This window comes from Mycobacterium zoologicum (assembly GCF_020181635.2).
Taxonomy (GTDB): domain Bacteria; phylum Actinomycetota; class Actinomycetes; order Mycobacteriales; family Mycobacteriaceae; genus Mycobacterium; species Mycobacterium zoologicum.
This window is the reverse complement of sequence record NZ_JAYJJS010000035.1, coordinates 25,519-50,396: the sequence shown is the minus strand read 5'-3', so window position 1 is coordinate 50,396 and position 24,878 is coordinate 25,519. Positions and strand designations below refer to the sequence as shown.

Sequence of the window (24,878 nt, the reverse complement as noted above, 5' to 3'; positions counted from 1 at the left end):
CCTCTGCCTAGGAGGACTGCAGGTCACACTCCCCACGAGAACCTGAGGAGCCGCACACATGTGCTAATCGTAGCGGCCCCCACCGACAACGCGCTCACGCCAAAACCACTGTTACACAAGTGAAAAGAGTGAAATCAGAACCAGTTCGGCTGCATCTCCAGCGTGGTGCGGTCCAGGCTCGCGAGCAGATCGAGTTGTGGGCCGACCCGGGGCAGTTCGTAGCGGAAGAAGTACTGCGCGGCCCGGCGTTTGCCGTCGTAGAAGTCTCCGGTCCGCTGACCGACGGCCAGCAGCTGTTCCAGCCACATCCAGGCGATCACCATGTGGCCGAAGGCCTCCAGATAGATCGCACTGTTGGCCAGCGCGGCGTCGATGTCGCCGGAGGCGAACATGCCCGCGGTGACCGTGACCAGTCGCTGCACCACCGCGTCGAGTTGTGCTGCGGCATCGGCCAGCTGGCCGCCGGCGGCGCGCGCGGCCGCAATGCTCTCGGCCATCGCCTGTTGCAGCGCAGCCAGGCTCGCTCCGCCACGCTGAACCACCTTGCGGCCCAACAGGTCCAGGCTCTGGATGCCGTGGGTGCCTTCGTGGATCGGGTTGAGCCGATTGTCCCGGTAGTGCTGTTCGACGTCGTACTCGCGGGTGTATCCGTAGCCGCCGTGCACCTGAATGGCCAGGTCGTTGGCGGCCAGGCACCACTGCGAGGGCCAGCTCTTGGCGATCGGGGTGAGGATGTCCAGCAGCGCGGTGGCATGCTCGGATTCCGCATCGGAGGCGGCGGTGTGCGCGATGTCGACGAGCCGCGCGCAGTACAGTCCCAACGCCAGCGCCCCCTCGACGTAGGACTTCTGTGCCAGCAGCATCCGTTTGACGTCCCGTGCTCGATGATCGGAACCTGCTCCGTCGCCGGGTCTTTCGTCGTCGCCGGGCGTCCCTGCGGCCGGCTGCGGGCGTAGTCCAGCGACTTCAGGTAGCCGGTGTAGCCCAACGCGATCGCGCCCATGCCCACCCCGAGGCGGGCTTCGTTCATCATGTGGAACATGTAGTTCAGCCCGCGGTGCGCCTCGCCCACCAGGTAGCCGACCGCGCCCGGCTCGCCGCCCGGCCGGTGGCCGCCCTCGCCGAAGTTGAGCACGGTGTTGGTGATGCCGCGGTAGCCCATCTTGTGGTTGAGTCCGGCCAGCACGACGTCGTTGCGCTCACCGAGAGCGCCGTCGGGCCCCACCAGATACTTCGGCACGATGAACAGCGAGATGCCTTTGGTGCCCGCCGGGCCGCCGGGGATCTTGGCCAGCACCAGATGGACGATGTTGTCGGTCAGTTCGTGATCGCCACCGGAGATCCACATCTTCGATCCGAACAACCGATAGGTGCCGTCGGGCTGGGGTTCGGCGCGGGTGGTGATGTCGGCCAGCGATGATCCGGCCTGGGTCTCCGACAGGCACATGGTCCCGAAGAAGCGGCCGGCCAGCATCGGTCGCACGAACGCGTCGATCTGCTCGGCGCTGCCGAACTTGGCGAGCAGGTTCGCGTTCGCCATGGTCAGCATCGGATATCCGGCGGTGCCGACGTTGGCGGCGAACAGCCAGGCGAAGCCGGCCTGGGCCACCGTCGCCGGAAGTTGCGCACCGCCCAGGGCGTAATCCATTGCCATGCCGATCAATTCGGCCTCGGCGCAGGCGTTCAGCGCCTCCTTGACCTCGCCGATGATCGTCACCGTCGTCCCGTCGAAGGTGGGCTCGTTGGCGTCGCTCTTCTTGTTGTGCGGCGCGAAATAGCGAGTGGCCAGCTGTTCGCAGAGGTCCAGGGTGGCGGCGAACGTCTCCCGGGAGTGGTCGGCGAATCGCGAGCGCCGGGTCAGTTCTTCGACCCGCAGCCAGTCGAACAGCAGAAAATCCAGGTCTTGCCTAGACAGCAGGACAGACTTCATTGCGATCCTCTCAATCGAGGCCCAGTAGCGCGTTCTCGACGACCTCCGGCAGTGCCGGGTGGATCCAGTATTGACCGCGGGCCATCTCGGGTGCGGTCAACCCGAAACTCATCGCCTGGATCAACGGCTGGATGATCGACGACGCCTGATGGCCCATGATGTGCGCCCCCAACAGTCGCCCGCTGCCGCGTTCGCCGATCAGCTTGACGAACCCGGTGGTGTCCTCCATGGCCCAGCCGTAGGCCACGTCGCCGTAGTCCTGAATCTTCACCGAGATGTCGAATCCCTGTGCGATGGCCTGCGTCTCGGTGAGTCCGACGGTGGCGATCTGCGGATCGGTGAACACCGCGAACGGAACGTAGCGGTGATCGGTGGCCCGCATCGCGGCGGTGTCATCCCAGTCGCACAGCAGGTTGTGCTGCACCACCCGGGCTTCGTGGTTGGCCACGTGCTTGAGCTCGAAGGGGGAGGAGACGTCGCCGAGTGCGAAGACGCCGCGCGCCGAAGTTCGTTGGTACTCATCGACGCTGACCCGCCCGTCGGAGACCTCGACGCCGGCCAGCTGCGCGTCGAGCAGATCCCCGTTGGGTATCCGGCCGGTGGCCACCAGCAGGGCCTCGGCCCGCACAGAAGATCCGTCGTCGAGCCGCACCTCGACGCCCGTGCCGACGTTGCGGGCGCCGGCCACGGTTCGGCCCCTGTGCAGGTCCCACTTTCCGGCCGCGACGTCGGTGTAGCGCTGAGCGACGGTCTCATCGCAGTGCCGCAGCATGGTCTGGCCCCGGACCACCACACTGACCCGGACGCCGAGCGCGGAGAACACGTGGGCGAACTCCGCCGCCACGAATCCGGCGCCGACGATCACCAGGGACTCGGGCAGTTCGGCGATGCGCATGATGTCGTCGCTGGTGTGAAAGCGCACACCGCTGTCGGCGATCGCCGCCGGGACGGTGGCGCGTGCGCCCGCGGCGATCACCACCTGCTCGGCGGTGAACTCGTCACCGGTCGCGGTGCGCAGCAAGTACTTACCGTCGCTCCCGACCGGTCCGAACCGCGTGTGCGCGCCGTACACGTCGATGTTCGGCAGCCCGCGCCGGTACTCCTCGCCGCCGGCGGCGATCGGATCGATGCGCCCGAACACCCGCGCGACGATGTCGGGCCAGCGGATCCGCTCGATCCGGGCGTCCACGCCGTAGCGGGCCGCGTGGGTCACCGCCGCAGCCACCTCGGCGGCGTAGACGAACATCTTCGTCGGGATGCACCCCACGTTCAGGCAGGTGCCGCCGAAGGTGCCCTGCTCGCAGATCGCCACCCGCTTGTCGGCGTAGCGCTCATCGAGAATGCTGTTGCCCGAACCGGTTCCGATGACCGCCAGGTCATAGCTCTCCATTGCGCCAGCTTAGAGCCTGTGCCGGATAGCCTGGACAGCGTGCCTGCCCCCGCCACCACCGATATCGCACTGATCGGCGCGGGCATCATGAGCGCCACCCTGGGGGCGATCCTGCGCCGGCTGGAACCGGACGCCTCGATCACCGTCATGGAGCGATCCGAGGCTGCCGGCACCGAGAGCAGCGGCGCGTGGAACAACGCCGGCACCGGTCACGCCGGCCTGTGCGAGCTGTTCTACACGCCGCAACGGCCCGACGGCTCGATCGACGTCGCCAAGGCGGTGCGCGTCAACGAGCAGTTCCAGGTCACCCGTCAGTTCTGGGCGTACGCGGTCCAACACGGCATGATCGAGCGACCGCGCGACTTCGTGCATCCGATCCCGCATGTGAGCTTCGTCCACGGCGCGCACGGCGTGGACTATCTGCGGCGGCGCCACGACGCACTGGCCGATCACCCGTTGTTCGCCGGAGCGGAGTTCATCACCGACTTCGCCGAGTTCGCCGCGCGCCTGCCGCTGATGGCGGCCGGCCGCGATCCCGATATCCCGGTGGCGCTGGACTGGGCGTCGCACGGCACCGACGTCGACTTCGGGGCGCTGACCAGGCACCTGATCGACTACGGCGCGCGCAACGGCACGACGGTGTTGTTCGGTCACCAGGTGCGCACCATCGCCCGGGCGTCCGGCGGCCGGTGGGAACTGGATATCAGGGACCGTCGCACCGGTCAAAGCTCAAGAATCACAGCGAAATTCGTCTTCGTCGGCGCCGGCGGCGCGAGCCTGCCGCTGTTGCAGCGCTCGGGCATCCCGCAGGCGAGGGGGTTCGGCGGATTCCCCATCGGCGGGGTGTTCCTGCGCAGCGGGGCGGCGCAGCTCACCGCCGGGCACCGAGCCAAGGTGTACGGCGCACCGGCGCCGGGCGCCCCGTCGACCACGGCCCCGCATCTGGACGCCCGGACAGTCGACGGCGCAGATTGGCTGCTGTTCGGTCCGTTCGCGGGCTGGTCACCGAAATTCCTCAAGAACGGCCGGCGCAGCGATCTGGCCAGGTCGATCCGCCCCGGCAATGTGACGTCGCTGCTGCGTGCCGGGCTCGGGGAGCGGGAACTCATCGGTTACCTGATCAGCCAACTGCGGCGCACACATTCGGCCCGCACGCAAGAACTGCGCGACTTCGTTCCCGGCGCGCTGGAGCAGGACTGGTCGCCGGTTCGGGCCGGCCAGCGGGTGCAGGTGATCCGCGGCGGGCGGCTCGAATTCGACACCACCATCGTCCATGCCGACGACGGCAGCATCGCCGGGTTGCTCGGCGCCTCCCCGGGGGCGTCGACCGCGGTGCCGGCCATGCTGGAAGTGCTGCGACGCTGCTTTCCCGGCCGGGTGGGGGACTGGACGCCGACGTTGCGGGAGATGGTTCCGTCGTTGGGCACGCGCCTGGCCGATCAGCCCGCGCTGTTCGAGCAGGTATGGCGGTGGGGGACCCGGGCACTGGAGCTTTAGAGTTACCGGGTGACCGAGAACCCCTACCTGGCCGGACTGCGGCTGGCCGGCCGCAAGGTTGTCGTGGTTGGCGCCGGCGGCGTCGCGCAACGACGGCTGCCGCTGCTGATCGACAGCGGAGCCCAGGTAACGGTGATCGCGCCCGAAGCCACCCCGGCGGTCGAGGCTCTGGGGGAGCGCAAGCCCGGCATCACGCTGGTCTCACGCGCCTACCGCGACGGCGATCTGGCCGACGCCTGGTATGCCATTGCCGCCACCGACGACGCGGACGTCAACGCCGCCGTGGTCGCCGAGGCGGACCGGTGCCGGATCTTCTGTGTGCGTGCCGATCTGGCCGTCGAGGGATCTGCGGTCACCCCGGCGACCTTCGGCTACTCCGGCCTGTCGGTCGGCGTCCTGGCCGGTGGCGAGCACAGTCGGTCGGCGGCGATCCGCTCGGCGATCCGCGAAGCCCTGCAGTCCGGCACGATCACTGCCGAGACGTCCGACGTGGTGCGCGGCGGGGTGGCACTGGTGGGCGGCGGGCCCGGCGACCCGGAACTGATCACCGTGCGGGGCCGCCGCATGCTGGTCCACGCCGACGTCGTGGTGGCCGACCGGCTGGCCCCGCCGGAGCTGTTGGCCGAACTGCCGCCGCACGTCGAGGTCATCGACGCCGCCAAGATCCCCTACGGGCGGGCGATGGCCCAGGACGCCATCAACGCGCTGATGATCGAACGCGCCCGGGCCGGCAAGTTCGTGGTGCGGCTCAAAGGCGGCGACCCGTTCGTCTTCGCCCGGGGCTATGAAGAGGTACTGGCCTGCGCGGAGGCCGGGATTCCGGTGACGGTGGTCCCCGGCGTGACCAGCGCCATAGCGGTGCCGGCGCAGGCAGGTGTTCCGGTCACCCACCGGGCGGTGAACCACGAGTTCGTGGTGGTCAGCGGGCACGTCGCACCCGATGACCCCGAATCGTTAGTCAATTGGGATGCGCTGGCCGCAATGCGCGGAACCATCGTGCTGCTGATGGCCATCGAACGCATCGAGCAGTTCAGCGCGGTTCTACAAAAAGGCGGCCGACCTGCGGATACGCCGGTGTTAGTGGTTCAACACGGCACCACGCCGGCCCAACACACCCTGCACGCCACACTGGCCGACGCGCCCGAGAAAATCCGCGCGGAGGGCATTCGACCTCCCGCAATCGTCGTTATCGGCGCTGTGGCGGGCTTTGGGCTTTAAACATCTCTTAATATTACTGTAGGGTAGCCCGTTATGACTGCTCTCGATGATGCAGGACGAACGACCGCGCAGTGGCAGGCACAGGGTGCCGAATCAGTGCCGCCCGGCCGGAGCGAGGCAAATATTGTGAGCCGGACCCGCCGATTCGTGGCATCGCTGCTGCCGTCCCGCCGATTCATCTACGCCGTGATCGCCATCGGTGGCATGCAGCTGCTGGCCACCATGGACAGCACCGTGGCGATCGTCGCCCTGCCCAAGATCCAGGACGAGCTGGGCCTGTCCGACGCCGGCCGCGGCTGGGTGATCAGTGCCTACGTGCTGACCTTCGGCGGTCTGATGCTGCTCGGCGGGCGGCTCGGCGACACCATCGGCCGCAAGCGCACCTTCATCAGCGGCGTCGCGCTGTTCACCATCGCCTCCGTGCTCTGCGCGGCGGCCTGGGACGCCCCGACCCTGGTGATCGCCCGGCTGCTGCAGGGCGTGGGCGCGGCCATCGCCTCACCGACCGCGCTGGCGCTGATCGCCACCACCTTCCCGAAGGGGCCGGCGCGCAACGCCGCCACCGCGATATTCGGCGCGATGACCGCCGTCGGCTCGGTGATGGGCCTGGTGATCGGTGGCGCGCTGACCGAGGTGTCCTGGCGGCTGGCGTTCGCGGTCAACATCCCCATCGGCCTGCTGATGATCTACCTGGCCCGCACCGCCCTGACCGAGACCAATCGGGAGCGGATGAAGCTGGACGCCGCCGGCGCGCTGCTGGCGACGCTGGGCTGCACCGCCGCGGTGTTCGCGTTCACCATCGGCCCGGAGAAGGGCTGGATCTCGACGATCACCATCGGTTCCGGTGTGGTCGCGGTGCTGGCGCTGCTGGCGTTCGCCGTGGTGGAGCGCACCGCCGAGAATCCCGTGGTGCCGTTCAGCCTGTTCCGCGACCGCAACCGGCTGCTGACCTTCGCGGCGATCTTCCTGGCCGGCGGTGTGCTGTTCACCTTGACCGTGACCATCGGTCTGTACGTGCAGGATCTGATGGGCTATTCGGCGCTGCGTGCCGGCGTGGGATTCATTCCGTTCGTGATCGGGCTGGGCGTCGGACTGGGTCTCTCCTCCCAGCTCGTGCGTAAGTTCCCGCCCCGGGTGCTGGTGATCTCCGGTGGTGTGGTGTTGCTGGGCGCGATGATCTACGGCTCGACGATCAACCGGGACCTCCCGTACTTCCCGAACTTCGTGACGTTGATCGTGCTCGGTGGGCTCGGGATCGGTGTGATCGTGGTGCCGCTGACGCTGTCGGCGATCGCCGGTGTGGGTTTCGACCAGATCGGCCCGACCTCGGCGATCGCACTGATGCTGCAGAACCTGGGCGGACCGATCGTGCTGGCGGTCATCCAGGCCGTCATCACCTCGCGCACCCTGTACCTCGGCGGCACCAACATGCCGGTCAAGACCATGAACCCCACCCAGATCGCCGCGCTGGACGCGGGCTATACCTACGGTCTGTTGTGGATTGCCGCGGTGGCGGTGCTGGTCGGCGCCATCTCACTGCTGATCGGCTACACCGCTCAGCAGGTCGCACACGCCCAGGAGGCGCAGGACGCCTTCGGCGCCGGCAACATGTAACTTCGCCGCCAATCCCGGCCGGCGCCAGGTCAGGTTGTCAGCAGGTCATCCTGACGGGTGCTCAGTGTCCCACCGCCGGCCAGTGTCAGCACAGTCCATCGCGGGTCGGCTGCCGCGGTAGAACATGCCGCGGGATAACGGAATTCACTGATGGCGGCCCGTGGCGCGTACAACACGTCATCGGAGAGGGAACCCGCCCCCAGGTCCATTCGGTGACGCAGCAGCGGGCGGTGATCCAGGTCGACTCGCAGCGCGCCCGACCAGAAGCCCTGCCGCTCCCCGGTCCTGCCGACCTGCACCCGCTCCCGCAGACGCATTGACCCGCCGCCGCAGAGGTGCACGGCGGTGACACAGGCATGCCGGGCGTCGGCGGCGACGATGGTCGGCTCAAGATCGACTTCCAGGTCGCCTGCCACCTCCATCTGCCAATTCGCTTGCGAGGTCAGGGTCGTGGCACCGGGCAGCACCACGGTGGCGGCCGCGCTGCGCAGCGTCAGCCGGGCGCCGGGCTCCACGATCAGGCGGATCTCGATGACGTCGCCGCCCAGGGGAGTGGCGGCTGCCGACACCAGGTGCACCGTGTCCGCTCCGGTACGGCGGGCTGCCAGGCCGCCACCGAATTCGATGCGCGGCAGCCGGTTCGGGCAGGCGACCACCGTGACGCGGGAATGCATCAAAGGTTCGAATGCTCGCGCAACTGGTCCCGGACCCAGGCCAGGACCTCGGTGGCGGTCGGGTCCTCCGTCAACGACTGCAGCACGGTGGGCCGGCCGTCGCGGACCGTCGCGGCGTCGCGGGCCATCACTCCCAGATCCGCGCCGACCATCGGTGCCAGGTCGGTCTTGTTCACCACCAACAGATCCGAGAACGTGACGCCGGGACCGCCCTTTCGCGGCACCTTGTCGCCGCCGGCCACGTCGATGACGAAGATCTGCACATCGATCAACCCCGAGGAGAACGTCGCAGTCAGATTGTCGCCACCGGACTCGACCAGAATCAGGTCGAGCCCGCTGTGTGCGGCCGTCAGATCGTCGATGGCATCCAGATTCGCGGTGATGTCGTCGCGGATCGCGGTGTGCGGGCAGCCGCCGGTCTGCACGGCCGAGATCCGGTCGTCGGGGAGCACGGCGTGCTTGCGCAGGAAGTCGGCGTCCTCGGTGGTGTAGATGTCGTTGGTCAGCACCGCCAGTGACAACTCATCCCGTAACTGTCGGCACAGCGCCGCGACCAGCGCGGTCTTGCCGGAGCCGACCGGACCGCCCACGCCGATGCGCAGCGGTTCCCCGGGCTTGCGGACCCGTTTCGGCCGATCGGAATGGGTGTGCGGCGCACCGTCGAGGAAATGGGGTGGCATGAGGTTCCTTTCACGAAACGAATAGGGGGCGTTCGCGGGTGGCGTGCCGCTGAGCGAGCGTGTCCAGCAGAGGGTCGGACAGGTCGGCCAGGCCGGTGGTCGCTTCGGCGGCGGTGCGCTCGCACAGCTCCGCCAGACTGAATGTCAGGGCGGCGACATCGGCCGGATCCAGTGCCAGCAGGCGCTGCGCAGCGGTCGCCGGACTGGTCATCGAGCTGTACACCAGCGTCAGCGTGTTCTCACCGGGGCTCAGGCCGCTGACCGCACCCACCAGGCCGGCGACGGTGGCCAGGTGTGGCCGGGCGTCGAGCCCGTCCCAGCACGGACCGGGCCAGACCCGCCGCGCCAGCCGCGCCAGACCGCGTCCCTGACTGCGGGACGCCAGCCGGGAGGCCGGGGCCGGGGTGCGGGCGTCGGTCTCGTCGTCGGCATCGGCGACGCTGAGATCGCCCCGGTGCACCGCTGCCGCGATCGAGGCGGTGACCAGCCCGTGGCTGCGGATACGGCGCACCAGAAACGCCTCCAGCGTCGCCAGATCGATCACCAGTCCACTGGTCACGGCCTCCTCGAGGCCGCCGGAGTGCACGTGTCCGCCGATCGGCAACCGCGAATCGGCGAGGGAGAGCAGCGTTGCCAATCCAGACATCAGGGTGCCATCAGAACAGGAAGTAGCGTTGTGCCATCGGCAGTTCAGCCGCCGGTCGTTCCTCCCACACGTCGCCGTCGATGCGCACGGTGAAGGTGTCGGGGTCCACCACGATGTCGGGCAGTGCGTCATTGAGCGGCATCTGGGCCTTCCCGATCGAGCGGACATCGGCCACCGAAACCAGTCGCCGCTGCACCGCCAACTTCTGGGCCAGGCCTGCTTCGATGGCCTGCGGCGACACGAAGTGCACCGACGTCGCCGCGGCGGTCTTCGGGGCGGCGCCGAACATCGGCCTGGGAAAGACCGGCTGCGGCGTGGATATCGACGCGTTGGCGTCGCCCATTTCGGCCCAGGCGATCGCGCCGCCTTTGAGTACCGCGTGCGGGCGGACACCGAAAAACGCCGGTTCCCACAACACCAGGTCGGCGAGCTTGCCCACCTCCACCGAGCCGACCTCGTGGTGCAACCCGTGGGTGATCGCCGGGCAGATGGTGTATTTCGCGATGTAGCGCCGCACCCGGGTGTTGTCGGCCGCGCCGTCGCCGGGCAGGGCGCCGCGGCGGTGCTTCATCACATGGGCGGTCTGCCAAGTACGCAGCACCACTTCGCCGATGCGGCCCATCGCCTGAGAGTCGCTGCCGATCATCGAGATCGCACCCATGTCGTGCAGCAGGTCCTCGGCGGCGATGGTCGACGGCCGGATCCGGCTCTCGGCGAATGCCAGGTCTTCGGGCACCGCGGGATTGAGGTGATGGCAGACCATCAGCATGTCCAGATGCTCGTCGATGGTGTTGACCGTGTGGGGGTGGGTGGGATTGTTGGAACTGGGCAACACATTGGGTTGTCCTGCGACGGTGATGATGTCGGGCGCGTGCCCGCCGCCGGCCCCCTCGGTGTGGTAGGCGTGGATCGGCCGGCCGGCGATGGCGGCAAGGGTGTCCTCCACGAAACCCATCTCGTTGAGTGTGTCGGCATGCAGCGCCACCTGCACGCCGGCGGCCTGCGCGACGGTCAGGCAGGCGTCGATGGCCGCGGGTGTGGCGCCCCAGTCCTCGTGCAGCTTGAAACCCGATGCGCCGTCACGCAACTGCTCCCACAACGAGGCTGCGTTGACGGTGCTGCCCCTGCCGAGCAGTGCGACGTTGACCGGCCACGAGTCCAACGCCTCGAGCATCCTCGCCAGGTGCCAGCCGCCGGGGGTGACGTTGGTGGCCTGGGTGCCCTCGGCGGGCCCGGTGCCGCCGGCGATGAGGGTGGTGATCCCGGAGCCGAGCGCTTCGGGAATCTGCTGGGGGCAGATCAGGTGGACGTGGCAGTCGACGGCGCCGGCGGTGACTATGCGGCCATTGCCGCTGATGATCTCGGTCGACGGTCCGACCACCAGATCCGGATGGACGCCGTCCATCGTGTCGGGGTTTCCGGCCTTACCGATCGCGACGATGCGCCCGTCGCGGATCCCGATGTCGGCCTTGATGATTCCCCAATGGTCAATGATGACCGCGCCGGTGATGACGGTGTCGGGAGCGCCATCGGCCCGGGTCGCACGTGCCTGGCCCATCGACTCGCGCAGCACCTTGCCGCCGCCGAAGATCGCCTCCTCGCCGGAATGCCCTGGCCCACCACTGCGATCTTCGGTGATCTCCACCAACAGATCGGTGTCAGCCAGCCTGATCCGGTCGCCGGTGGTCGGCCCGAACAATTGCGCATAGCGCTCTCGGGACAGTCGAGCCATCAGTCGTCCAACCTCCCCGGCGGGTTCAGTGTGAGGCCGGGCACCTCACGGCGTCCGCCAAGCGGTATCAGCCAAACGGTGCGCGGCACCCCCGGTTCGAAGCGAACCGAGGTGCCCGCCGGGATGTCCAGCCGGCGACCGTGGGCCGCGGCCCGGTCGAACGACAGCGCCGTGTTGGCCTGCGGCAGGTGGACATGACTGCCGACCTGGATCGGGCGGTCGCCGGCGTTGACGATCTGCATCTCCAACCGATCGGCGCCTGCATTGATCTCGATCTCGTCGGGACCGAACAGGATCTCTCCGGGGATCACCGTCAGCCGATCGGATGGTGCACGGAGACCAGCTTGGTGCCATCGGGAAACGTTGCCTCGGCCTGCACCAGATCCAGCATCTCGGGAACGCCCTGCATGACGTCGTCGCGCCCGAGCACGTCGCGCGCGCTGGCGATCAATTCTGAGACGGTCCGTCCGTCACGCGCGCCCTCGAGAATGTGGTCGGTGATGATCGCGACGGCTTCGGGATGGTTCAGCCGCAGCCCCCGAGCGCGACGCCGGCGCGACAGCTCAGCGGCATAGGACAACAGCAGACGTTCCTGCTCATGCGGGCTGATGCGCATATCACGCGATCATGCCATGCGGCGGCGGGGAGGTTTCGGGTATCGGACCCGATAGGCTGGCGCGCTGTGATCACCCGGATGTCCCAGCTGTTTCTGCGTACCCTGCGCGAAGACCCCGCCGATGCCGAAGTTCCCAGCCACAAGCTGCTGATCCGGGCCGGCTACATTCGGCCCATCGCGCCAGGGCTGTACAGCTGGCTGCCGCTGGGTCTGCGGGTGCTGCGCAACATCGAACGGGTGGTGCGCGAGGAGATGAACGCCATCGGCGGGCAGGAGATCCTGTTCCCGGCGCTGCTTCCGCGCGCACCGTATGAGACCACCAACCGCTGGACCGAGTACGGCGACGGCCTGTTCCGCCTGCAGGACCGGCGGCGGAACGACTATCTGCTCGCGCCCACCCACGAGGAGATGTTCACCCTGACCGTCAAGGGTGAATACAACTCCTACAAGGACTTCCCGGTGGTTCTCTACCAGATCCAGACCAAATACCGCGACGAGGCGCGGCCGCGCGCCGGCATCCTGCGCGGCCGTGAGTTCGTGATGAAGGACTCGTACTCCTTCGACGTCGACGACACCGGGCTGGGTGCCGCCTATGACGCCCACCGGGCGGCCTACCAGAAGATCTTCGACAGGCTGGGGCTGCGCTACGTGATCGTCGCGGCGACGTCCGGGGCGATGGGCGGCTCGGCCTCCGAGGAGTTCCTGGCCGAAAGCGAGAACGGCGAGGACACCTTCGTGCGCTGCGTGGAGTCGGGGTATGCGGCCAACGTCGAGGCCGTCGTCACCGCCCGCCCGCAGCCCCTACCGGTGGCCGGGCAGCCCGAGGCGACCGTGCACGACACCGGTGACACCCCGACCATCGCCACCCTGGTCGACTGGGCGAACACGGCTTTGGGCACGACCGTCACCGCCGCCGACACCCTCAAGAACGTCATGGTCAAGGTCCGCGAACCCGGGGGCCAGTGGGAGTTGCTGGGCATCGGGGTCCCCGGTGACCGGGAGGTCGACGACAAACGGCTGGGCGCAGCGCTCGAACCCGCCGAGTACGTGCTGCTTTCCGAGGCCGACTTCGCCAAGTACCCGTTCCTGGTGAAGGGCTATATCGGTCCGAAAGCTCTGGCCGACAACGGGGTCCGCTATCTGGTCGACCCGCGCGTGGTGGACGGCACCAGCTGGATCACCGGTGCCGATCAGCCCGGTAAGCACGTGGTCGGGCTGGTGGCCGGCCGCGACTTCACCGCGGACGGCACCATCGAGGCCGCCGAGGTGCGCGACGGCGACCCCTCACCGGACGGCGCCGGGGAGTTGGTCAGTGCCCGCGGGATCGAGATCGGCCACATCTTCTCGCTGGGCCGCAAATACACCGACGCCTTCACCGCCGACGTGCTCGGCGAGGACGGCCGGCCGGTGCGCCTGACCATGGGGTCCTACGGGATCGGGGTATCGCGACTGGTGGCGGTGATCGCCGAGCAGCAGCACGACGAGCTGGGGTTGCGCTGGCCGGCGCAGGTCGCCCCGTTCGACCTGCATCTGGTGATCGCCAACAAGGACGACGCGGCGCGGGCCGGCGCCGAGGAGCTGGCCGCCGAACTGGACCGGCTCGGGGTGCAGGTGCTGCTCGATGACCGCACCGCCTCGCCCGGGGTGAAGTTCAAGGACGCCGAACTGCTCGGGATGCCCCTGGTGGTGGTGGTCGGCCGCGGCTGGGCCGACGGGGTGGTGGAACTGCGCGACCGCCTCGCCGGCGAGAAGCGCGAACTGGCCGTCGGCGCCGAACTGGCCGGGCAGATCGTCGCCGCGGTCCGCGGCGAAACCGGTTAGCCCGGCGCCATCCGGCACAGGCTGCCACGGGCCGCGCGCATGAGTTTGGCGGCCTGATCGTGGCTGGCGCCGTGCTCGGCCCCGACCTGGTCGATCACCGCCGCCGAAGGCTGGCCGGAGTACAGCAGATGGCACATGTACTTACCGGCCTGCAACAACTCGTCGTCGTCGCCGGGAAAGGTGCCACGCGCGGTGTTGAGGAATCGGATGTCGTCAGAGGTCAACGGGATCGGGTAGGCCGACGCCGGCCCGGCGGCGACCCCCAGCAGTGCACCTGCGGCAGCCGCAGCCGCGGCCAATCGGACGCTTCGACTCACCATTGCGGCTCCCATCAGTCCTCGCCGCCAGGGAATGGGCGGGTGATCGGCCAGTTGCCCAACGCGCGATTCCAGTGCGCAGCCAGCACCGCGCTCTGGCCCAGCGCGGTCGCGGCGAACTCGCGGTCGGCGGCGTCTCGGGTCTGCTCGACCACCGCGCGCCACGCCGTCGCGGTGTCGTTCTCCATCCGGACCGCCAGCCGCAGTGCGTCACCGGAGGAGTTCACCGGCAGCGGCAACTGGTAGCCGGCGGCGGCGGGCGGGGCCTCGACGGCGCGGCTGGTCAGAATCGTGATCGTCCGATCACGGCGCTCGCGGTGTTGGCGGATGGTCGCCACCACCAGGCCGTTGAACTCCGGCAGTGAATAGGCCGACACCAGCCCATAGCCGTAGACGACCCCGTGTTCGGTGGCCAGTGCTTCGCGCAGGGCCGCGTCGGGGCCATCGATCGGTTCGGTGGACGTCACGACTGCACCGCCAAGGCGACCGCGTAGGAGGCCGTGCAGGACGCCGCGATCGAGGCGAGCAGTCCCGCCCGGTAGCCGGATGAGGCGATCGCCAGCTTGCTGGAACTGTCGGCCGCGGCGCGCAGTGCGTTGACCACCTGCGTCACCGTGGGGGCCGGAGCATCCGGTACCGCGGTGGCCGTGCTGGTCTGCGATGTTTCGGGGGCGGGGCGCCCGGATGCTCGGATGATCTCGGTGGCCAGCGCCCGGGCGTGGTCGGCGCGCTCTTGCGAAACCTGCGCCAGCGCGGTGGCCTGGGCCGTGTCGTCCGGCCCGGTCAGGGCAGTCCCGGCCGCGGCGGCCAGCTCACTGTCGTGCTGCGCCAACAGTCGTTGCGCCTCCAGGGCGTCTACCTCCGGTGGAGTCGGCGCCGAGCCGCACGCCGGTGCCGCCACGGCGAGCAGCGCGAGAATCCCGGCGCCGGTCAGTACGCGCCGCCGGTCGATAGCGGTCAGGGGGCCGGACATCTGAGACATCCTGCCACTGCGGGTCGGGCGGGCGTATCCTTGGTATCCGGTTCCGGCTGCGCCTGGCGCGCGGGAATGCGTTGACCGCACAACTCAAGATGAGGAGCTCGCCGTGGCCACCGGGCTACCTTCCCAGACACAGGTGATCGAGCTGCTCGACGCTGAGTTCACGCGCGCCGGATACGAGATCGAAGACGTCGTCATCGACGCCGCCGCACCGTTACCGCGAATCACCGTGATCGCCGACGGCGACACCCCCCTGGATCTGGACACCGTCGCGGCGTTGTCGCGCTCGGCGTCGGCTTTGCTCGACGAGCTGGACTTCGACGCCCCCTACGTTCTGGAGGTCAGCTCACCCGGTGTGCAGCGACCGCTGACCACGGTGAAGCACTTCAGGCGCGCTCACGGCCGCAAGGTCGAAGTGACCCTGACCGACGGATCCGGTCTCACCGGCCGGGTGGGCCTGGTCGCCGACGACGACGTGCTGACGCTGGTGGTGCGGGCCGGGCGGGACTTCAACCTGCGCCGATTACCGCTGAGCGAGATCAGCCAGGCGGTCGTGCAGGTCGAGTTCTCACCGCCCGGTGAACGCGAGTTGGAGTTGGCGGGCCGGCAGGCCCCGGATGCCGGAATGGAGAGGCGCCAATGAACATCGACATGGCCGCGTTGCACGCGATCGAGGCCGACAAGGGCATTCCGGTCGACGTGGTGGTGGACACGATCAAATCGGCGTTGCTCACCGCCTACCGGCACACTGAGGGGCACCAGGCCGACGCGGTGATCGACGTCGACCGCAAGACCGGCGTGGTGCGCGTGCTGGCCCGCGAGACCGACGAGGACGGCAACGTCCTCAGCGAGTACGACGACACCCCGGAGGGATTCGGCCGGATCGCGGCGACCACCGCCCGGCAGGTGATCCTGCAGCGGCTGCGGGATGCCGAGAACGAGAAGGCCTACGGCGAGTTCTCGGCGCGGGAAGGCGACATCGTCGCCGGCGTGGTGCAGCGCGACGCCCGGGAGAATGCCCGGGGTGTGATCGTGGTGCGGCTGGGCACCGAGGCCAAGGGATTCGACGGAGTTATCCGGCCCGCCGAGCAGGCGCCCGGCGAGGGCTACGAGCACGGCGACCGGTTGCGCTGTTACGTCATCGGCGTCACCCGGGGGCTGCGCGAACCGCGCATCGAGCTGTCGCGCACCCACCCGAACCTGGTGCGCAAGCTTTTCGCCCTGGAGGTGCCCGAGATCGCCGACGGCTCGGTGGAGATCGTCGCGGTCGCGCGCGAGGCCGGCCACCGATCCAAGATCGCGGTGGCCTCGGCGGTGCCGGGGCTCAACGCCAAGGGCGCCTGCATCGGGCCGATGGGCCAGCGGGTGCGCAACGTGATGAGCGAGCTGGCCGGCGAGAAGATCGACATCATCGACTTCGACGAGGACCCGGCACGGTTCGTCGGCAACGCGCTGTCGCCGGCCAAGGTGATGTCGGTGACGGTGATCGACCAGGCGACGCGCGCCGCCCGGGTGGTGGTCCCGGACTTCCAGCTGTCGCTGGCCATCGGCAAGGAGGGCCAGAATGCCCGGCTGGCGGCCCGGTTGACCGGCTGGCGGATCGATATCCGCAGCGACACCCCCGAGCCGGGGGAGGACGATCATCCTGAGCACGACGCCAGTCAGGGTGCCGTGGGCGGTCGATAGCGGTCCTGGGTCTCCGACGTTGGTTCGGGACCACGTTGGTTCGGGACATCGCCGTTGTATGGGTAGACTGAGCCGTGATCCAGCGCGAGGTTTCGTCAACGGGCTCGCGGACGCACCGCTCCCCACGGGGACCGGTGCGCACGTGTGTCGGGTGCCGAAAACGCGAATTGGCCGTCGAATTGCTTCGAGTGGTCGCTGTGTCGACGTCGGACGGCAATGGGGCCGTGGCCGTTGACCGGGTGGGTAACCAGCCGGGACGGGGTGCGTGGCTGCACCCCGCGCCGGACTGCCTGCAGGCGGCGATCCGGCGACGAGCCTTCGCACGCGCGCTGCGGATCAGCGGTTCCCCGGATGTATCCGGGGTGGAGGAGTACTTCGATCACCAAGATCGGCTCGCCGCCCCGGGCAACAGAACAGGTAGCGAAGAACATGAGCACACCGTGAAGTCCCGATGACCATGCGTCATAGCTAAACCCGAGGCGCGGCCCACCACCGCTGTCGCCTCATAGACAGGAGATGTAGTGGCAAAGGCCCGCGTACACGAGTTGGCTAAGGAACTCGGTGTTACCAGCAAGGAAGTCCTCGCACGCCTGAGCGAGCAGGGCGAATTCGTCAAGTCGGCGTCCTCGACCGTGGAAGCGCCCGTCGCCCGACGGCTGCGCGAGTCGTTCGGGGGCTCCAAGCCCGCTCCCAAGAGCGAAGCACCGGCCGCCAAGGCGCCCGCACCGGAGAAGCCGACCCCGACCCCGACCCCGACCGCCGCCGCCCCGGCCGAAGCCCCGGCACCCGTACCGTCCGCGAAGCCGGCTGCCCCGGCCGCGCCGGTCGCCGAGACCCCGGCACCCGCGGCGTCGGCTTCCCCGGCCGCATCGACCGCAGCTCCGGAGGCGCCCCCGGCTCCCGGAGCCCCCGGCCCCCGGCCGGCCGCACCGGGCCCCAAGCCGGGCGCTCGGGCTCCGCGCGTCGGCAACAACCCGTTCTCGTCTGTGCAGCCGGTGGAGCGCGCCATCCCGCGTCCGCACCCGCAGGCCGCACCCCGGCCCGGCGGCGCACCGCGTCCGGGCATGCCGCGTCCCGGCGGCGGCGCGACACCGGGCAACATGCCCGGCCGCACCAGCAACTTCGGAGCACCCGGCCGCCCGGCGCGTCCCGGCGGCCCCCGCCCGGGTCCAGGCGGCGCTGGACGTCCCGGCGCTCCCTCCGGTCGTCCCGGTGGCGGTCCCGGCGGTAACTACCGCGGCGGCGGCCCGGGCGGTCCCGGTGGCGGTGGTGCTCCCGCCGGCGCCGGTGCCGGCGGATTCCGCGGTCGTCCCGGTGGCGGTGGCGGAGGCCGTCCGGGCCAGCGCGGCGGCGCGGCGGGTGCATTCGGCCGTCCCGGCGGTGCCCCCAAGCGGGGCCGCAAGTCGAAGCGGGCGAAACGCGCCGAGTACGAGAACATGCAGGCCCCGGTCGTCGGTGGTGTGCGGTTGCCGCACGGCAACGGCGAGACGATCCGGCTGGCCCGCGGTGCATCGCTGAGCGACTTCGCCGAGAAGATCGACGCCAACCCGGCTGCCCTGGTGCAGGCGCTGTTCAACCTCGGTGAGATGGTCACCGCCACCCAGTCCGTCGGCGACGAGACCCTGGAGCTGCTCGGCAGCGAGATGAACTTCGTCGTGCAGGTCGTCTCGCCCGAGGACGAGGACCGCGAGCTGCTGGAGTCCTTCGACCTGTCCTACGGTGAGGACGCCGGCGACGAGGAGGACCTGCAGGTCCGGCCGCCGGTGGTCACCGTCATGGGTCACGTCGACCACGGCAAGACCCGCCTGCTGGACTCGATCCGCCAGGCCAACGTCCGCGAGGGCGAGGCCGGTGGCATCACCCAGCACATCGGCGCCTACCAGGTCGGGGTCGACTTCGAGGGCGCCGAACGCTTGATCACCTTCATCGACACCCCCGGTCACGAGGCGTTCACCGCCATGCGTGCCCGTGGCGCCAAGGCCACCGACATCGCGATCCTGGTGGTGGCCGCCGATGACGGCGTGATGCCGCAGACGGTCGAGGCGATCAACCACGCCCAGGCCGCTGATGTGCCGATCGTGGTGGCGGTCAACAAGATCGACAAGGAGGGCGCCGACCCGGCCAAGATCCGCGGGCAGCTCACCGAGTACGGCCTGGTGGCCGAGGACTTCGGCGGCGACACCATGTTCGTCGACATCTCCGCCAAGCAGGGCACCAACATCGCCGCGCTGGAAGAGGCGGTGCTGTTGACCGCCGACGCCGCCCTGGACCTGCGGGCCAACCCCGACATGGAAGCCCAGGGTGTGGCGATCGAGGCGCACCTCGACCGTGGTCGCGGCCCGGTGGCCACCGTGCTGATCCAGCGCGGCACGCTGCGGGTCGGCGACTCGATCGTCGCGGGCGACGCCTACGGCCGCGTGCGTCGCATGGTCGACGAGCACGGCGAAGACGTCGAAGAGGCGACCCCGTCGCGGCCGGTGCAGGTCATCGGATTCACCTCGGTGCCCGGTGCCGGCGACAACCTGCTGGTCGTCGACGAGGACCGGATCGCCCGCCAGATCGCCGACAAGCGCAACGCCCGCAAGCGCAACGCGCTGGCGGCCCGCTCGCGCAAGCGGATCTCGCTGGAGGACCTGGACTCGGCGCTGAAGGAAACCAGTCAGCTGAACCTGATCCTCAAGGGCGACAACGCCGGTACCGTCGAGGCCCTCGAAGAGGCCCTGATGGGAATCCAGATCGACGACGAGGTGCAGCTGCGGGTCATCGACCGCGGTGTCGGTGGCATCACCGAAACCAACGTCAACCTGGCATCGGCGTCGGACGCGATCATCATCGGGTTCAATGTGCGCGCCGAGGGTAAGGCCACCGAGCTGGCCAACCGCGAGGGTGTCGAGATCCGGTACTACTCGGTCATCTACCAGGCGATCGACGAGATCGAGAGCGCGCTCAAGGGCATGCTCAAGCCGGTCTACGAGGAGAAGGAACTGGGGCGTGCGGAGATTCGCGCCATGTTCCGCTCGTCGAAGGTGGGCAACATCGCGGGCTGCCTGGTCACCTCCGGCATCATGCGCCGCAACGCCAAGGCGCGCCTGTTGCGGGACAACGTGGTGGTCGCCGAGACCGTCACGATCTCCTCGCTGCGCCGGGAGAAGGACGATGTCACCGAGGTCCGCGACGGCTTCGAGTGCGGTCTGACCCTGACCTACAGCGACATCAAGGAAGGCGATGTCATCCAGGCCTACGAGCTCGTTGAGAAGGCTCGTGCGTAGGCGCGGTCGTCATGGCTGATGCGGCCCGGGCGCGGCGGCTGGCCAAGCGGATCTCGACAATCGTCGCCTCGGCGATCGAATACGAGATCAAGGACCCGCGGCTGGCCGGCGTGACGATCACCGACGCGAAGGTGACCGCGGACCTGCACGACGCCACGCTGTACTACACGGTGTTGGGTCGCTCGCTGGACGACGATCCCGACTACGGGGGTGCCGCGGCGGCACTGGAGGGCGCCAAGGGTGTGCTGCGGTCCAAGGTCGGCGCCGGCACCGGGGTGCGTTTCACCCCGACGCTGACATTCGTCCGCGACACCGTGCCCGACACCGCGCACCGGATGTCGGAGTTGCTGGCCGCCGCGGCGGCCGCCGACGCCGACCTGGCCCGGATGCGTGAGGGCAGAAAGCCGGTGGGAGACGCCAACCCGTATCGGGAGGCACCCGCGGAACCGGATGCCGAAGACAGCGGTCTCGGTGAGCGATTCGGCGACTGAGCTGCCGCCGGAGGGTCGGCGCGTCGACGTCGCGGGGGCCGTGGGTCTGCTGGCTGCTGCCGGCAGCGTTGCGGTGGTCTGCCATGTGCACCCCGACGCCGACACCATCGGATCCGGGCTCGCGCTCGCGCTGGTTCTGAAACGATGCGGCAAGGCGGTTCAGGTCTCCTTCGCCCGTCCGGCAACCCTGCCGCAGTCGCTGCAGTCACTACCGGGCGGTGAACTGTTGGTGGCCCCTGACGAGATGCGCCGCGACATCGATCTGGTGGTGAGCGTCGACGCGTCGAGTGCGGACCGGCTCGGGGGGCTGGGGGAGCTGGCTGCCGGTCGCGAGCTGCTGGTGATCGACCACCACGCCTCGAATCAGTTCTTCGGGACCGCCAATCTTGTTGATCCGACCGCGGATTCGACGACGATGGTGGTGGCCGAGTTGATCAAGGAGTGGGGCCGGCCGGTCGACGCCGACGTCGCGCACTGCCTGTACGCCGGACTGGCCACCGACACCGGCTCGTTCCGGTGGGCCAGTCCTCGCGCGCACCGGCTGGCGGCGCAACTGGTGGACCTCGGAGTGGACAATGCCGCCGTTGCCCGCACGGTGATGGACAGCCACCCGTTCGACTGGTTGACGATGCTGTCGCGGGTGCTGGCGAAGGCACGGCTGTTGCCCGAGGCCGCGGGCGGCCGCGGCCTGGTCTATGCCGTGGTCGACCATGCCGAGTGGACTGCGGCGCGGCCCGAGGAAGTGGAGAGCATCGTCGACATCGTGCGCACCACGGCACAGGCCGAGGTGGCGGTGGTGTTCAAGGAGGTCGATCCGGCACGTTGGGCTGTGTCGATGCGGGCCAAGTCAGCGGTCGACCTGAGTGCGGTGGCCGTCTCCTTCGGCGGCGGCGGGCATCGGCTGGCCGCCGGGTACAGCGCGGCCGGCGGCGTGGACGACGTGGTCGCCGCTCTGGTCGCCGCCCTCGGGTGACAGTGGGCGGCGGCGGATACCGCCGGATCGCGGCGCTGGCGTTGCCGGCACTGGTGGTGCTGGCGGCCGAACCGCTGTACCTGTTGTTCGACACCGCGGTCGTCGGACGGCTCGGCGCTCGGGGGCTGGCCGGGTTGGCCATCGGCGGGCTGGTGCTGAGCCTGGTCGCCTCGCAGGGCACCTTCCTCTCGTACGGCACCACCGCGCGGTCGGCGCGTCACTTCGGCGCCGGAGATCGTCGCGCCGCCGTCGCCGAAGGCGTCCAGGCGACGTGGCTGGCGCTTGGCCTCGGTGTTGTGGTGGTCATCGGCGTCGAACTCGGGGCGGCGCCGTTGGTGGCGGCGATCGCCGGTGATGACGGGATCGCCCGAGCCGCCCTGCCCTGGTTGCGGGTCGCCATCCTCGGTGCCCCGGCGATCCTGGTCTCACTGGCGGGCAACGGCTGGCTGCGTGGTGTGCAGGACATCACGCGGCCGCCGCGTTATGCCACAGCGGGTTTCGCGCTGTCGGCTCTGCTGTGCCCGCTGCTGGTCTTCGGACTCCTGGGTATGCCGCGCATGGGCCTGACCGGCTCGGCGGTGGCAAACTGCACGGGTCAGTGGCTGGCCGGGCTGCTGTTCCTGGGCGCGCTGCGCTCCGAGCGTGCCGACCCGGTTCCGGACAGATCGGTGCTATGGGCCCAGCTGAGCATGGGGCGCGACCTGATCGTCCGGTCGCTGGCCTTTCAGGCCTGCTTCGTCTCGGCGGCCGCGGTCGCCGCGCGATTCGGGGCCGCAGCCCTGGGCGCGCACCAGATCGTGTTGCAGCTGTGGACGTTTCTGGCCTTGGTGCTCGATTCGCTGGCCATCGCCGCGCAGGCCCTGGTCGGTGCGGCGCTGGGCGCCGGCGATGGCGCCCGGGCCCGGTCGGTGGCCGCGCGGGTGACGGTGGTCTCCACGGCGGCCGCAGCACTGCTGGCTGCGTTGCTGGCCACCGGCGCGGCCGTGATTCCGGGACTGTTCACCACAGATGCCGCGGTGCTGGCCGCGGTGAGCGTTCCGTGGTGGTTCCTGGTCGCCCAATTACCCCTTGCCGGAATCGTTTTCGCCCTCGATGGCGTGCTGATCGGTGCCGGCGACGCAGCATTCATGCGGACCGCCACGGTGATCAGCGCGCTGGTCGGCTTCCTCCCGCTGACCTGGCTGGCGCTGATCCTGCACTGGGGACTGGCGGGCATCTGGTCGGGGCTGACCACGTTCATCGCGTTGCGATTGGTGTTCGTCGGGTGGCGGGCGTTTTCCGGGCGCTGGACGCTGGCAGGCCGGCCGCAGGATCGGCCGGCCTGAGCGGTCCGGCAGGGGTGCCCCGCAGGGTTGACCCGAAATCTCGACCCCAAGTTCCGGCGAAGTGAACTCCATTACGGATTTCCGACAACCGACAGAAAAAAGAAAAATTTTTCATGAGTTTGTCTATACATTCAGGTTACTCATCGGTAATGTCCTGCTGGTTGTTACAGGTGTCACACGCCGCCATCGGGCGGTGTTGGGCGCTCGGTCTTGGCCAAACCCACGGAACCGGGAGATACGGAATGATGAATTATCGGCTGATAGTCGCAGGTCTAGCCGCTGGTGGCGGATTGCTGACCGCTGCCTTTCTGCAGGCGGCCCTCGCGGTGGCCGACACGGGCGAGGCTGTCGCCCCCAGCGCCGATGGGGCTGATGCCTTCACGATCGGCGGCTACACGTTCGACCCGTTCTCAGGATCCGGCTCCTCGGCGCAGGAGGGCTTCAGCCTGGTCCACCCGCTCACCGGCTCCGCACCCCTGCTGACTTTGGGCGGCGGTAGCCCCGGCGGTCTGTTGCCCACCGCGCCGCAGAGCTTTGAGGTCTACGGTGCCGACGGCACCAGCCTGGGCAGCATCGACTCCAGCGTGGTCGTCACCAACCTGGCGGGCTTCACCAACACCGAGTTCACCGTCACCGGCGTCACCGGCTCGGCGGCGGATCTGCCGGCGTCGGGCTCGGTCTATGACGTGTTCAACCTCGGCGGCGGTTTCGCCAACATCTACGTCGCCACCCCCGGCGAGAACGGCACCGTCACCGACACCTTCGTGACGCCGTGGGGCAGCACGGACCTGAGCAAGATGTTCGGCGGGTTCAACGCGGCGAACCCGTTGCAGCCCGGCGACGCCTTCGCCCCGCTGCAGGCCGGTGCGGCCGGCGGTGGGGACGACGCCTTCGCCATCGGCGGCCTCACCCTGGACCCGTTCACCGGATCCGGCGACACGGCCGAGGAGGGTTTCGCCCCGATCACCGCGCTCGGCGGCGCCGCGCCGCTGCTGGCCATCGGCGGCGCATCGCTGGGTGACCCGAGCCACCAGGGCAACGGCCTCGCCTCGCAGGACTTCCACGTCTACAGCGGCTCCGGTGACGACGCCACGCAGATCGGCACCATCAACACCGGCGTCGATGTCACCAACCTGCTGGGGATGACCAACACCCAGTTGGTGGTCACCGACGGCTCGGACACCGGCGACGGCCTGCCGGCGGTGGGAACGGTCTACGACGCGTTCAACTTCGGCGGCGGCTACGCCAACGTCTACGTCGCCACCCCGGGTGAGGACGGCAAGGTCACCGACACCTTCATCACACCGTTCGGCAGCATGGACCTGAGCTCGCTATTCGCCGGCGTCAACGCGGCCGGGCCGCTGGACCCGGGCGCGGCGTTCACCGCCCTGGGCGGCAGCACGGTGGGTGACGACGCCTTCACCATCGGCGGCACCACCTTCGACCCGTTCACCGGGTCCGGGACCACTACCACCGAGGGCTTCGCGCCGGTCTTCCAGACCGTCGGCGCGCCGCCGCTGCTCAACATCGGCGGTGGCACACCGGGTCTCAGTCTGGGCGGTACCTACTTCCCGCTGCCGATCACGTCCCAGGACTTCAACATCTACGACGGCAAGGACCTGCTGGGCACCGCACACGCCCAGGAGACCGTCACCCAGCTGTTGGGCCTGACCACCACCGAGTTCACCATCGACGGTGTCACCGCGGGCAGTGGCGTGGACGCTTCGGACCTGCCGGAGGTCGGATCGGTGTACAGCGTCTTGAACCTCGGCGGTGGTTTCGCCAACGTCTACTCGGCCATCCCCGGCCTGGACGGCGCTGACGCCACGGTCACCGACACGTTCGTGACGCCGTTCGGAGACATGGACCTGAGCTCGCTGTTCGGCGGCTTCGACGCATCGTCGCTGATGGACCCGGGCGCCGCGTTCCTGGGCCTGTAGGGATTCACCTCGAGCACCCGTCCCGGGCGGCGCACCTGCCGCCCGGGACGGGTGCTCTGTGCGTGCGGCTGTACCTATCG

22 protein-coding genes and 1 pseudogene are annotated in these 24,878 nt (G+C 69.1%); 12 read left to right on the top strand and 11 right to left on the bottom strand.

The window, feature by feature from the left end:
- Positions 1–134: 134 nt before the first annotated feature.
- Positions 135–1,930 (bottom strand): annotated as a pseudogene (locus K6T84_RS21165) (acyl-CoA dehydrogenase C-terminal domain-containing protein).
- A gap of 10 nt (positions 1,931–1,940) precedes the next feature.
- The gene (gene mtr / locus K6T84_RS21160; protein WP_225400292.1) at positions 1,941–3,320 is read right to left on the bottom strand and encodes a mycothione reductase; all 1,380 of its coding nucleotides are present in this window, start codon (positions 3,318–3,320) and stop codon (positions 1,941–1,943) included.
- Between the two features lie 30 nt (positions 3,321–3,350).
- Here mtr and mqo point away from each other — a divergent pair, with 30 nt between their 5' ends.
- From mqo to K6T84_RS21145, 3 genes are read left to right on the top strand one after another with little or no spacing between them, the layout of a single operon-like run.
- Positions 3,351–4,817, top strand: a complete 1,467-nt coding sequence (gene mqo / locus K6T84_RS21155) for a malate dehydrogenase (quinone) (RefSeq protein WP_408066159.1) — start codon at positions 3,351–3,353, stop codon at positions 4,815–4,817.
- 9 nt (positions 4,818–4,826) lie between these two features.
- Positions 4,827–6,035, top strand: a complete 1,209-nt coding sequence (cobA, locus tag K6T84_RS21150; RefSeq protein ID WP_224861172.1) for a uroporphyrinogen-III C-methyltransferase — start codon at positions 4,827–4,829, stop codon at positions 6,033–6,035.
- 33 nt (positions 6,036–6,068) lie between these two features.
- Positions 6,069–7,649: an MFS transporter gene (locus tag K6T84_RS21145; RefSeq protein WP_408066158.1), complete on the top strand. Its 1,581-nt coding sequence runs from the start codon at positions 6,069–6,071 to the stop codon at positions 7,647–7,649.
- A gap of 29 nt (positions 7,650–7,678) precedes the next feature.
- Here the strand turns inward: K6T84_RS21145 and K6T84_RS21140 are convergent, their stop codons facing one another.
- From K6T84_RS21140 to K6T84_RS21115, 6 genes are read right to left on the bottom strand one after another with little or no spacing between them, the layout of a single operon-like run.
- The gene (locus K6T84_RS21140; protein ID WP_225400289.1) at positions 7,679–8,323 is read right to left on the bottom strand and encodes an urease accessory protein UreD; all 645 of its coding nucleotides are present in this window, start codon (positions 8,321–8,323) and stop codon (positions 7,679–7,681) included.
- On the bottom strand, positions 8,323–9,003 hold the full coding sequence (gene ureG, locus K6T84_RS21135; protein WP_224861166.1) for an urease accessory protein UreG: 681 nt from the start codon (positions 9,001–9,003) through the stop codon (positions 8,323–8,325). Before ureG ends, K6T84_RS21140 begins: the two co-directional genes overlap by 1 nt.
- A 10-nt stretch (positions 9,004–9,013) precedes the next feature.
- Positions 9,014–9,649, bottom strand: a complete 636-nt coding sequence (locus K6T84_RS21130) for an urease accessory protein UreF (RefSeq protein ID WP_225400288.1) — start codon at positions 9,647–9,649, stop codon at positions 9,014–9,016.
- Between the two features lie 10 nt (positions 9,650–9,659).
- Positions 9,660–11,381: an urease subunit alpha gene (locus tag K6T84_RS21125; RefSeq protein WP_225400287.1), complete on the bottom strand. Its 1,722-nt coding sequence runs from the start codon at positions 11,379–11,381 to the stop codon at positions 9,660–9,662.
- On the bottom strand, positions 11,381–11,692 hold the full coding sequence (locus K6T84_RS21120) for an urease subunit beta (RefSeq protein ID WP_224861160.1): 312 nt from the start codon (positions 11,690–11,692) through the stop codon (positions 11,381–11,383). The genes K6T84_RS21125 and K6T84_RS21120 overlap by 1 nt, the downstream gene beginning before the upstream one ends.
- Positions 11,693–11,694: 2 nt before the next feature.
- The gene (locus K6T84_RS21115; RefSeq protein ID WP_225400286.1) at positions 11,695–11,997 is read right to left on the bottom strand and encodes an urease subunit gamma; all 303 of its coding nucleotides are present in this window, start codon (positions 11,995–11,997) and stop codon (positions 11,695–11,697) included.
- A gap of 66 nt (positions 11,998–12,063) precedes the next feature.
- On the opposite strand from K6T84_RS21115, the gene K6T84_RS21110 reads away from it, so the two are divergent.
- Positions 12,064–13,818 (top strand): proline--tRNA ligase, encoded by a 1,755-nt coding sequence (locus tag K6T84_RS21110; RefSeq protein ID WP_225400285.1) that lies wholly within the window; start codon positions 12,064–12,066, stop codon positions 13,816–13,818.
- Here the strand turns inward: K6T84_RS21110 and K6T84_RS21105 are convergent.
- From K6T84_RS21105 to K6T84_RS21095, 3 genes are read right to left on the bottom strand one after another with little or no spacing between them, the layout of a single operon-like run.
- Complete coding sequence (locus tag K6T84_RS21105; RefSeq protein WP_224861148.1) at positions 13,815–14,138, bottom strand: DUF732 domain-containing protein; 324 nt, start codon at positions 14,136–14,138, stop codon at positions 13,815–13,817. The two genes, K6T84_RS21110 and K6T84_RS21105, sit on opposite strands and share 4 nt — an antisense overlap.
- Positions 14,139–14,149: 11 nt before the next feature.
- Positions 14,150–14,602: a ferritin-like domain-containing protein gene (locus K6T84_RS21100; RefSeq protein ID WP_224861146.1), complete on the bottom strand. Its 453-nt coding sequence runs from the start codon at positions 14,600–14,602 to the stop codon at positions 14,150–14,152.
- Positions 14,599–15,108 carry a hypothetical protein gene (locus K6T84_RS21095; RefSeq protein ID WP_224861144.1) on the bottom strand — a complete coding sequence of 170 codons (510 nt, stop codon included), beginning with the start codon at positions 15,106–15,108 and terminating at the stop codon, positions 14,599–14,601. The genes K6T84_RS21100 and K6T84_RS21095 overlap by 4 nt, the downstream gene beginning before the upstream one ends.
- Before the next feature lie 112 nt (positions 15,109–15,220).
- Here K6T84_RS21095 and rimP point away from each other — a divergent pair, with 112 nt between their 5' ends.
- From rimP to K6T84_RS21055, 8 genes are all read left to right on the top strand, one after another.
- On the top strand, positions 15,221–15,757 hold the full coding sequence (rimP, locus tag K6T84_RS21090) for a ribosome maturation factor RimP (protein ID WP_224861142.1): 537 nt from the start codon (positions 15,221–15,223) through the stop codon (positions 15,755–15,757).
- Positions 15,754–16,800, top strand: coding sequence for a transcription termination factor NusA (gene nusA / locus K6T84_RS21085; RefSeq protein WP_225400283.1), 1,047 nt, complete (start codon positions 15,754–15,756; stop codon positions 16,798–16,800). Before rimP ends, nusA begins: the two co-directional genes overlap by 4 nt.
- 197 nt (positions 16,801–16,997) lie before the next feature.
- The gene (locus K6T84_RS21080; protein ID WP_329786822.1) at positions 16,998–17,255 is read left to right on the top strand and encodes a DUF448 domain-containing protein; all 258 of its coding nucleotides are present in this window, start codon (positions 16,998–17,000) and stop codon (positions 17,253–17,255) included.
- 66 nt (positions 17,256–17,321) lie between these two features.
- Positions 17,322–20,069, top strand: a complete 2,748-nt coding sequence (infB, locus tag K6T84_RS21075) for a translation initiation factor IF-2 (protein WP_225400282.1) — start codon at positions 17,322–17,324, stop codon at positions 20,067–20,069.
- An 11-nt stretch (positions 20,070–20,080) separates the two neighbouring features.
- Positions 20,081–20,560 carry a 30S ribosome-binding factor RbfA gene (rbfA, locus tag K6T84_RS21070; protein WP_224861132.1) on the top strand — a complete coding sequence of 160 codons (480 nt, stop codon included), beginning with the start codon at positions 20,081–20,083 and terminating at the stop codon, positions 20,558–20,560.
- Positions 20,520–21,533 (top strand): DHH family phosphoesterase, encoded by a 1,014-nt coding sequence (locus tag K6T84_RS21065; RefSeq protein ID WP_225400281.1) that lies wholly within the window; start codon positions 20,520–20,522, stop codon positions 21,531–21,533. Before rbfA ends, K6T84_RS21065 begins: the two co-directional genes overlap by 41 nt.
- The gene (locus tag K6T84_RS21060; RefSeq protein WP_225400280.1) at positions 21,530–22,858 is read left to right on the top strand and encodes an MATE family efflux transporter; all 1,329 of its coding nucleotides are present in this window, start codon (positions 21,530–21,532) and stop codon (positions 22,856–22,858) included. Before K6T84_RS21065 ends, K6T84_RS21060 begins: the two co-directional genes overlap by 4 nt.
- A gap of 242 nt (positions 22,859–23,100) precedes the next feature.
- Positions 23,101–24,798: a hypothetical protein gene (locus K6T84_RS21055; protein ID WP_329786821.1), complete on the top strand. Its 1,698-nt coding sequence runs from the start codon at positions 23,101–23,103 to the stop codon at positions 24,796–24,798.
- The last annotated feature ends 80 nt before the right edge of the window (positions 24,799–24,878 follow it).

Bases quoted from the DNA above. Each gene is read 5' to 3' on its own strand.
- mtr (WP_225400292.1), bottom strand. From the start codon at position 3,320: ATGGAGAGCTATGACCTGGCGGTCATCGGAACCGGTTCGGGCAACAGC.
- K6T84_RS21145 (WP_408066158.1), top strand. From the start codon at position 6,069: ATGACTGCTCTCGATGATGCAGGACGAACGACCGCGCAGTGGCAGGCA.
- K6T84_RS21140 (WP_225400289.1), bottom strand. From the start codon at position 8,323: ATGCATTCCCGCGTCACGGTGGTCGCCTGCCCGAACCGGCTGCCGCGC.
- ureG (WP_224861166.1), bottom strand. From the start codon at position 9,003: ATGCCACCCCATTTCCTCGACGGTGCGCCGCACACCCATTCCGATCGG.
- K6T84_RS21130 (WP_225400288.1), bottom strand. From the start codon at position 9,649: ATGTCTGGATTGGCAACGCTGCTCTCCCTCGCCGATTCGCGGTTGCCG.
- K6T84_RS21125 (WP_225400287.1), bottom strand. From the start codon at position 11,381: ATGGCTCGACTGTCCCGAGAGCGCTATGCGCAATTGTTCGGGCCGACC.
- K6T84_RS21115 (WP_225400286.1), bottom strand. From the start codon at position 11,997: ATGCGCATCAGCCCGCATGAGCAGGAACGTCTGCTGTTGTCCTATGCC.
- K6T84_RS21105 (WP_224861148.1), bottom strand. From the start codon at position 14,138: ATGGTGAGTCGAAGCGTCCGATTGGCCGCGGCTGCGGCTGCCGCAGGT.
- K6T84_RS21095 (WP_224861144.1), bottom strand. From the start codon at position 15,108: ATGTCCGGCCCCCTGACCGCTATCGACCGGCGGCGCGTACTGACCGGC.
- nusA (WP_225400283.1), top strand. From the start codon at position 15,754: ATGAACATCGACATGGCCGCGTTGCACGCGATCGAGGCCGACAAGGGC.
- rbfA (WP_224861132.1), top strand. From the start codon at position 20,081: ATGGCTGATGCGGCCCGGGCGCGGCGGCTGGCCAAGCGGATCTCGACA.
- K6T84_RS21065 (WP_225400281.1), top strand. From the start codon at position 20,520: ATGCCGAAGACAGCGGTCTCGGTGAGCGATTCGGCGACTGAGCTGCCG.
- K6T84_RS21055 (WP_329786821.1), top strand. From the start codon at position 23,101: ATGATGAATTATCGGCTGATAGTCGCAGGTCTAGCCGCTGGTGGCGGA.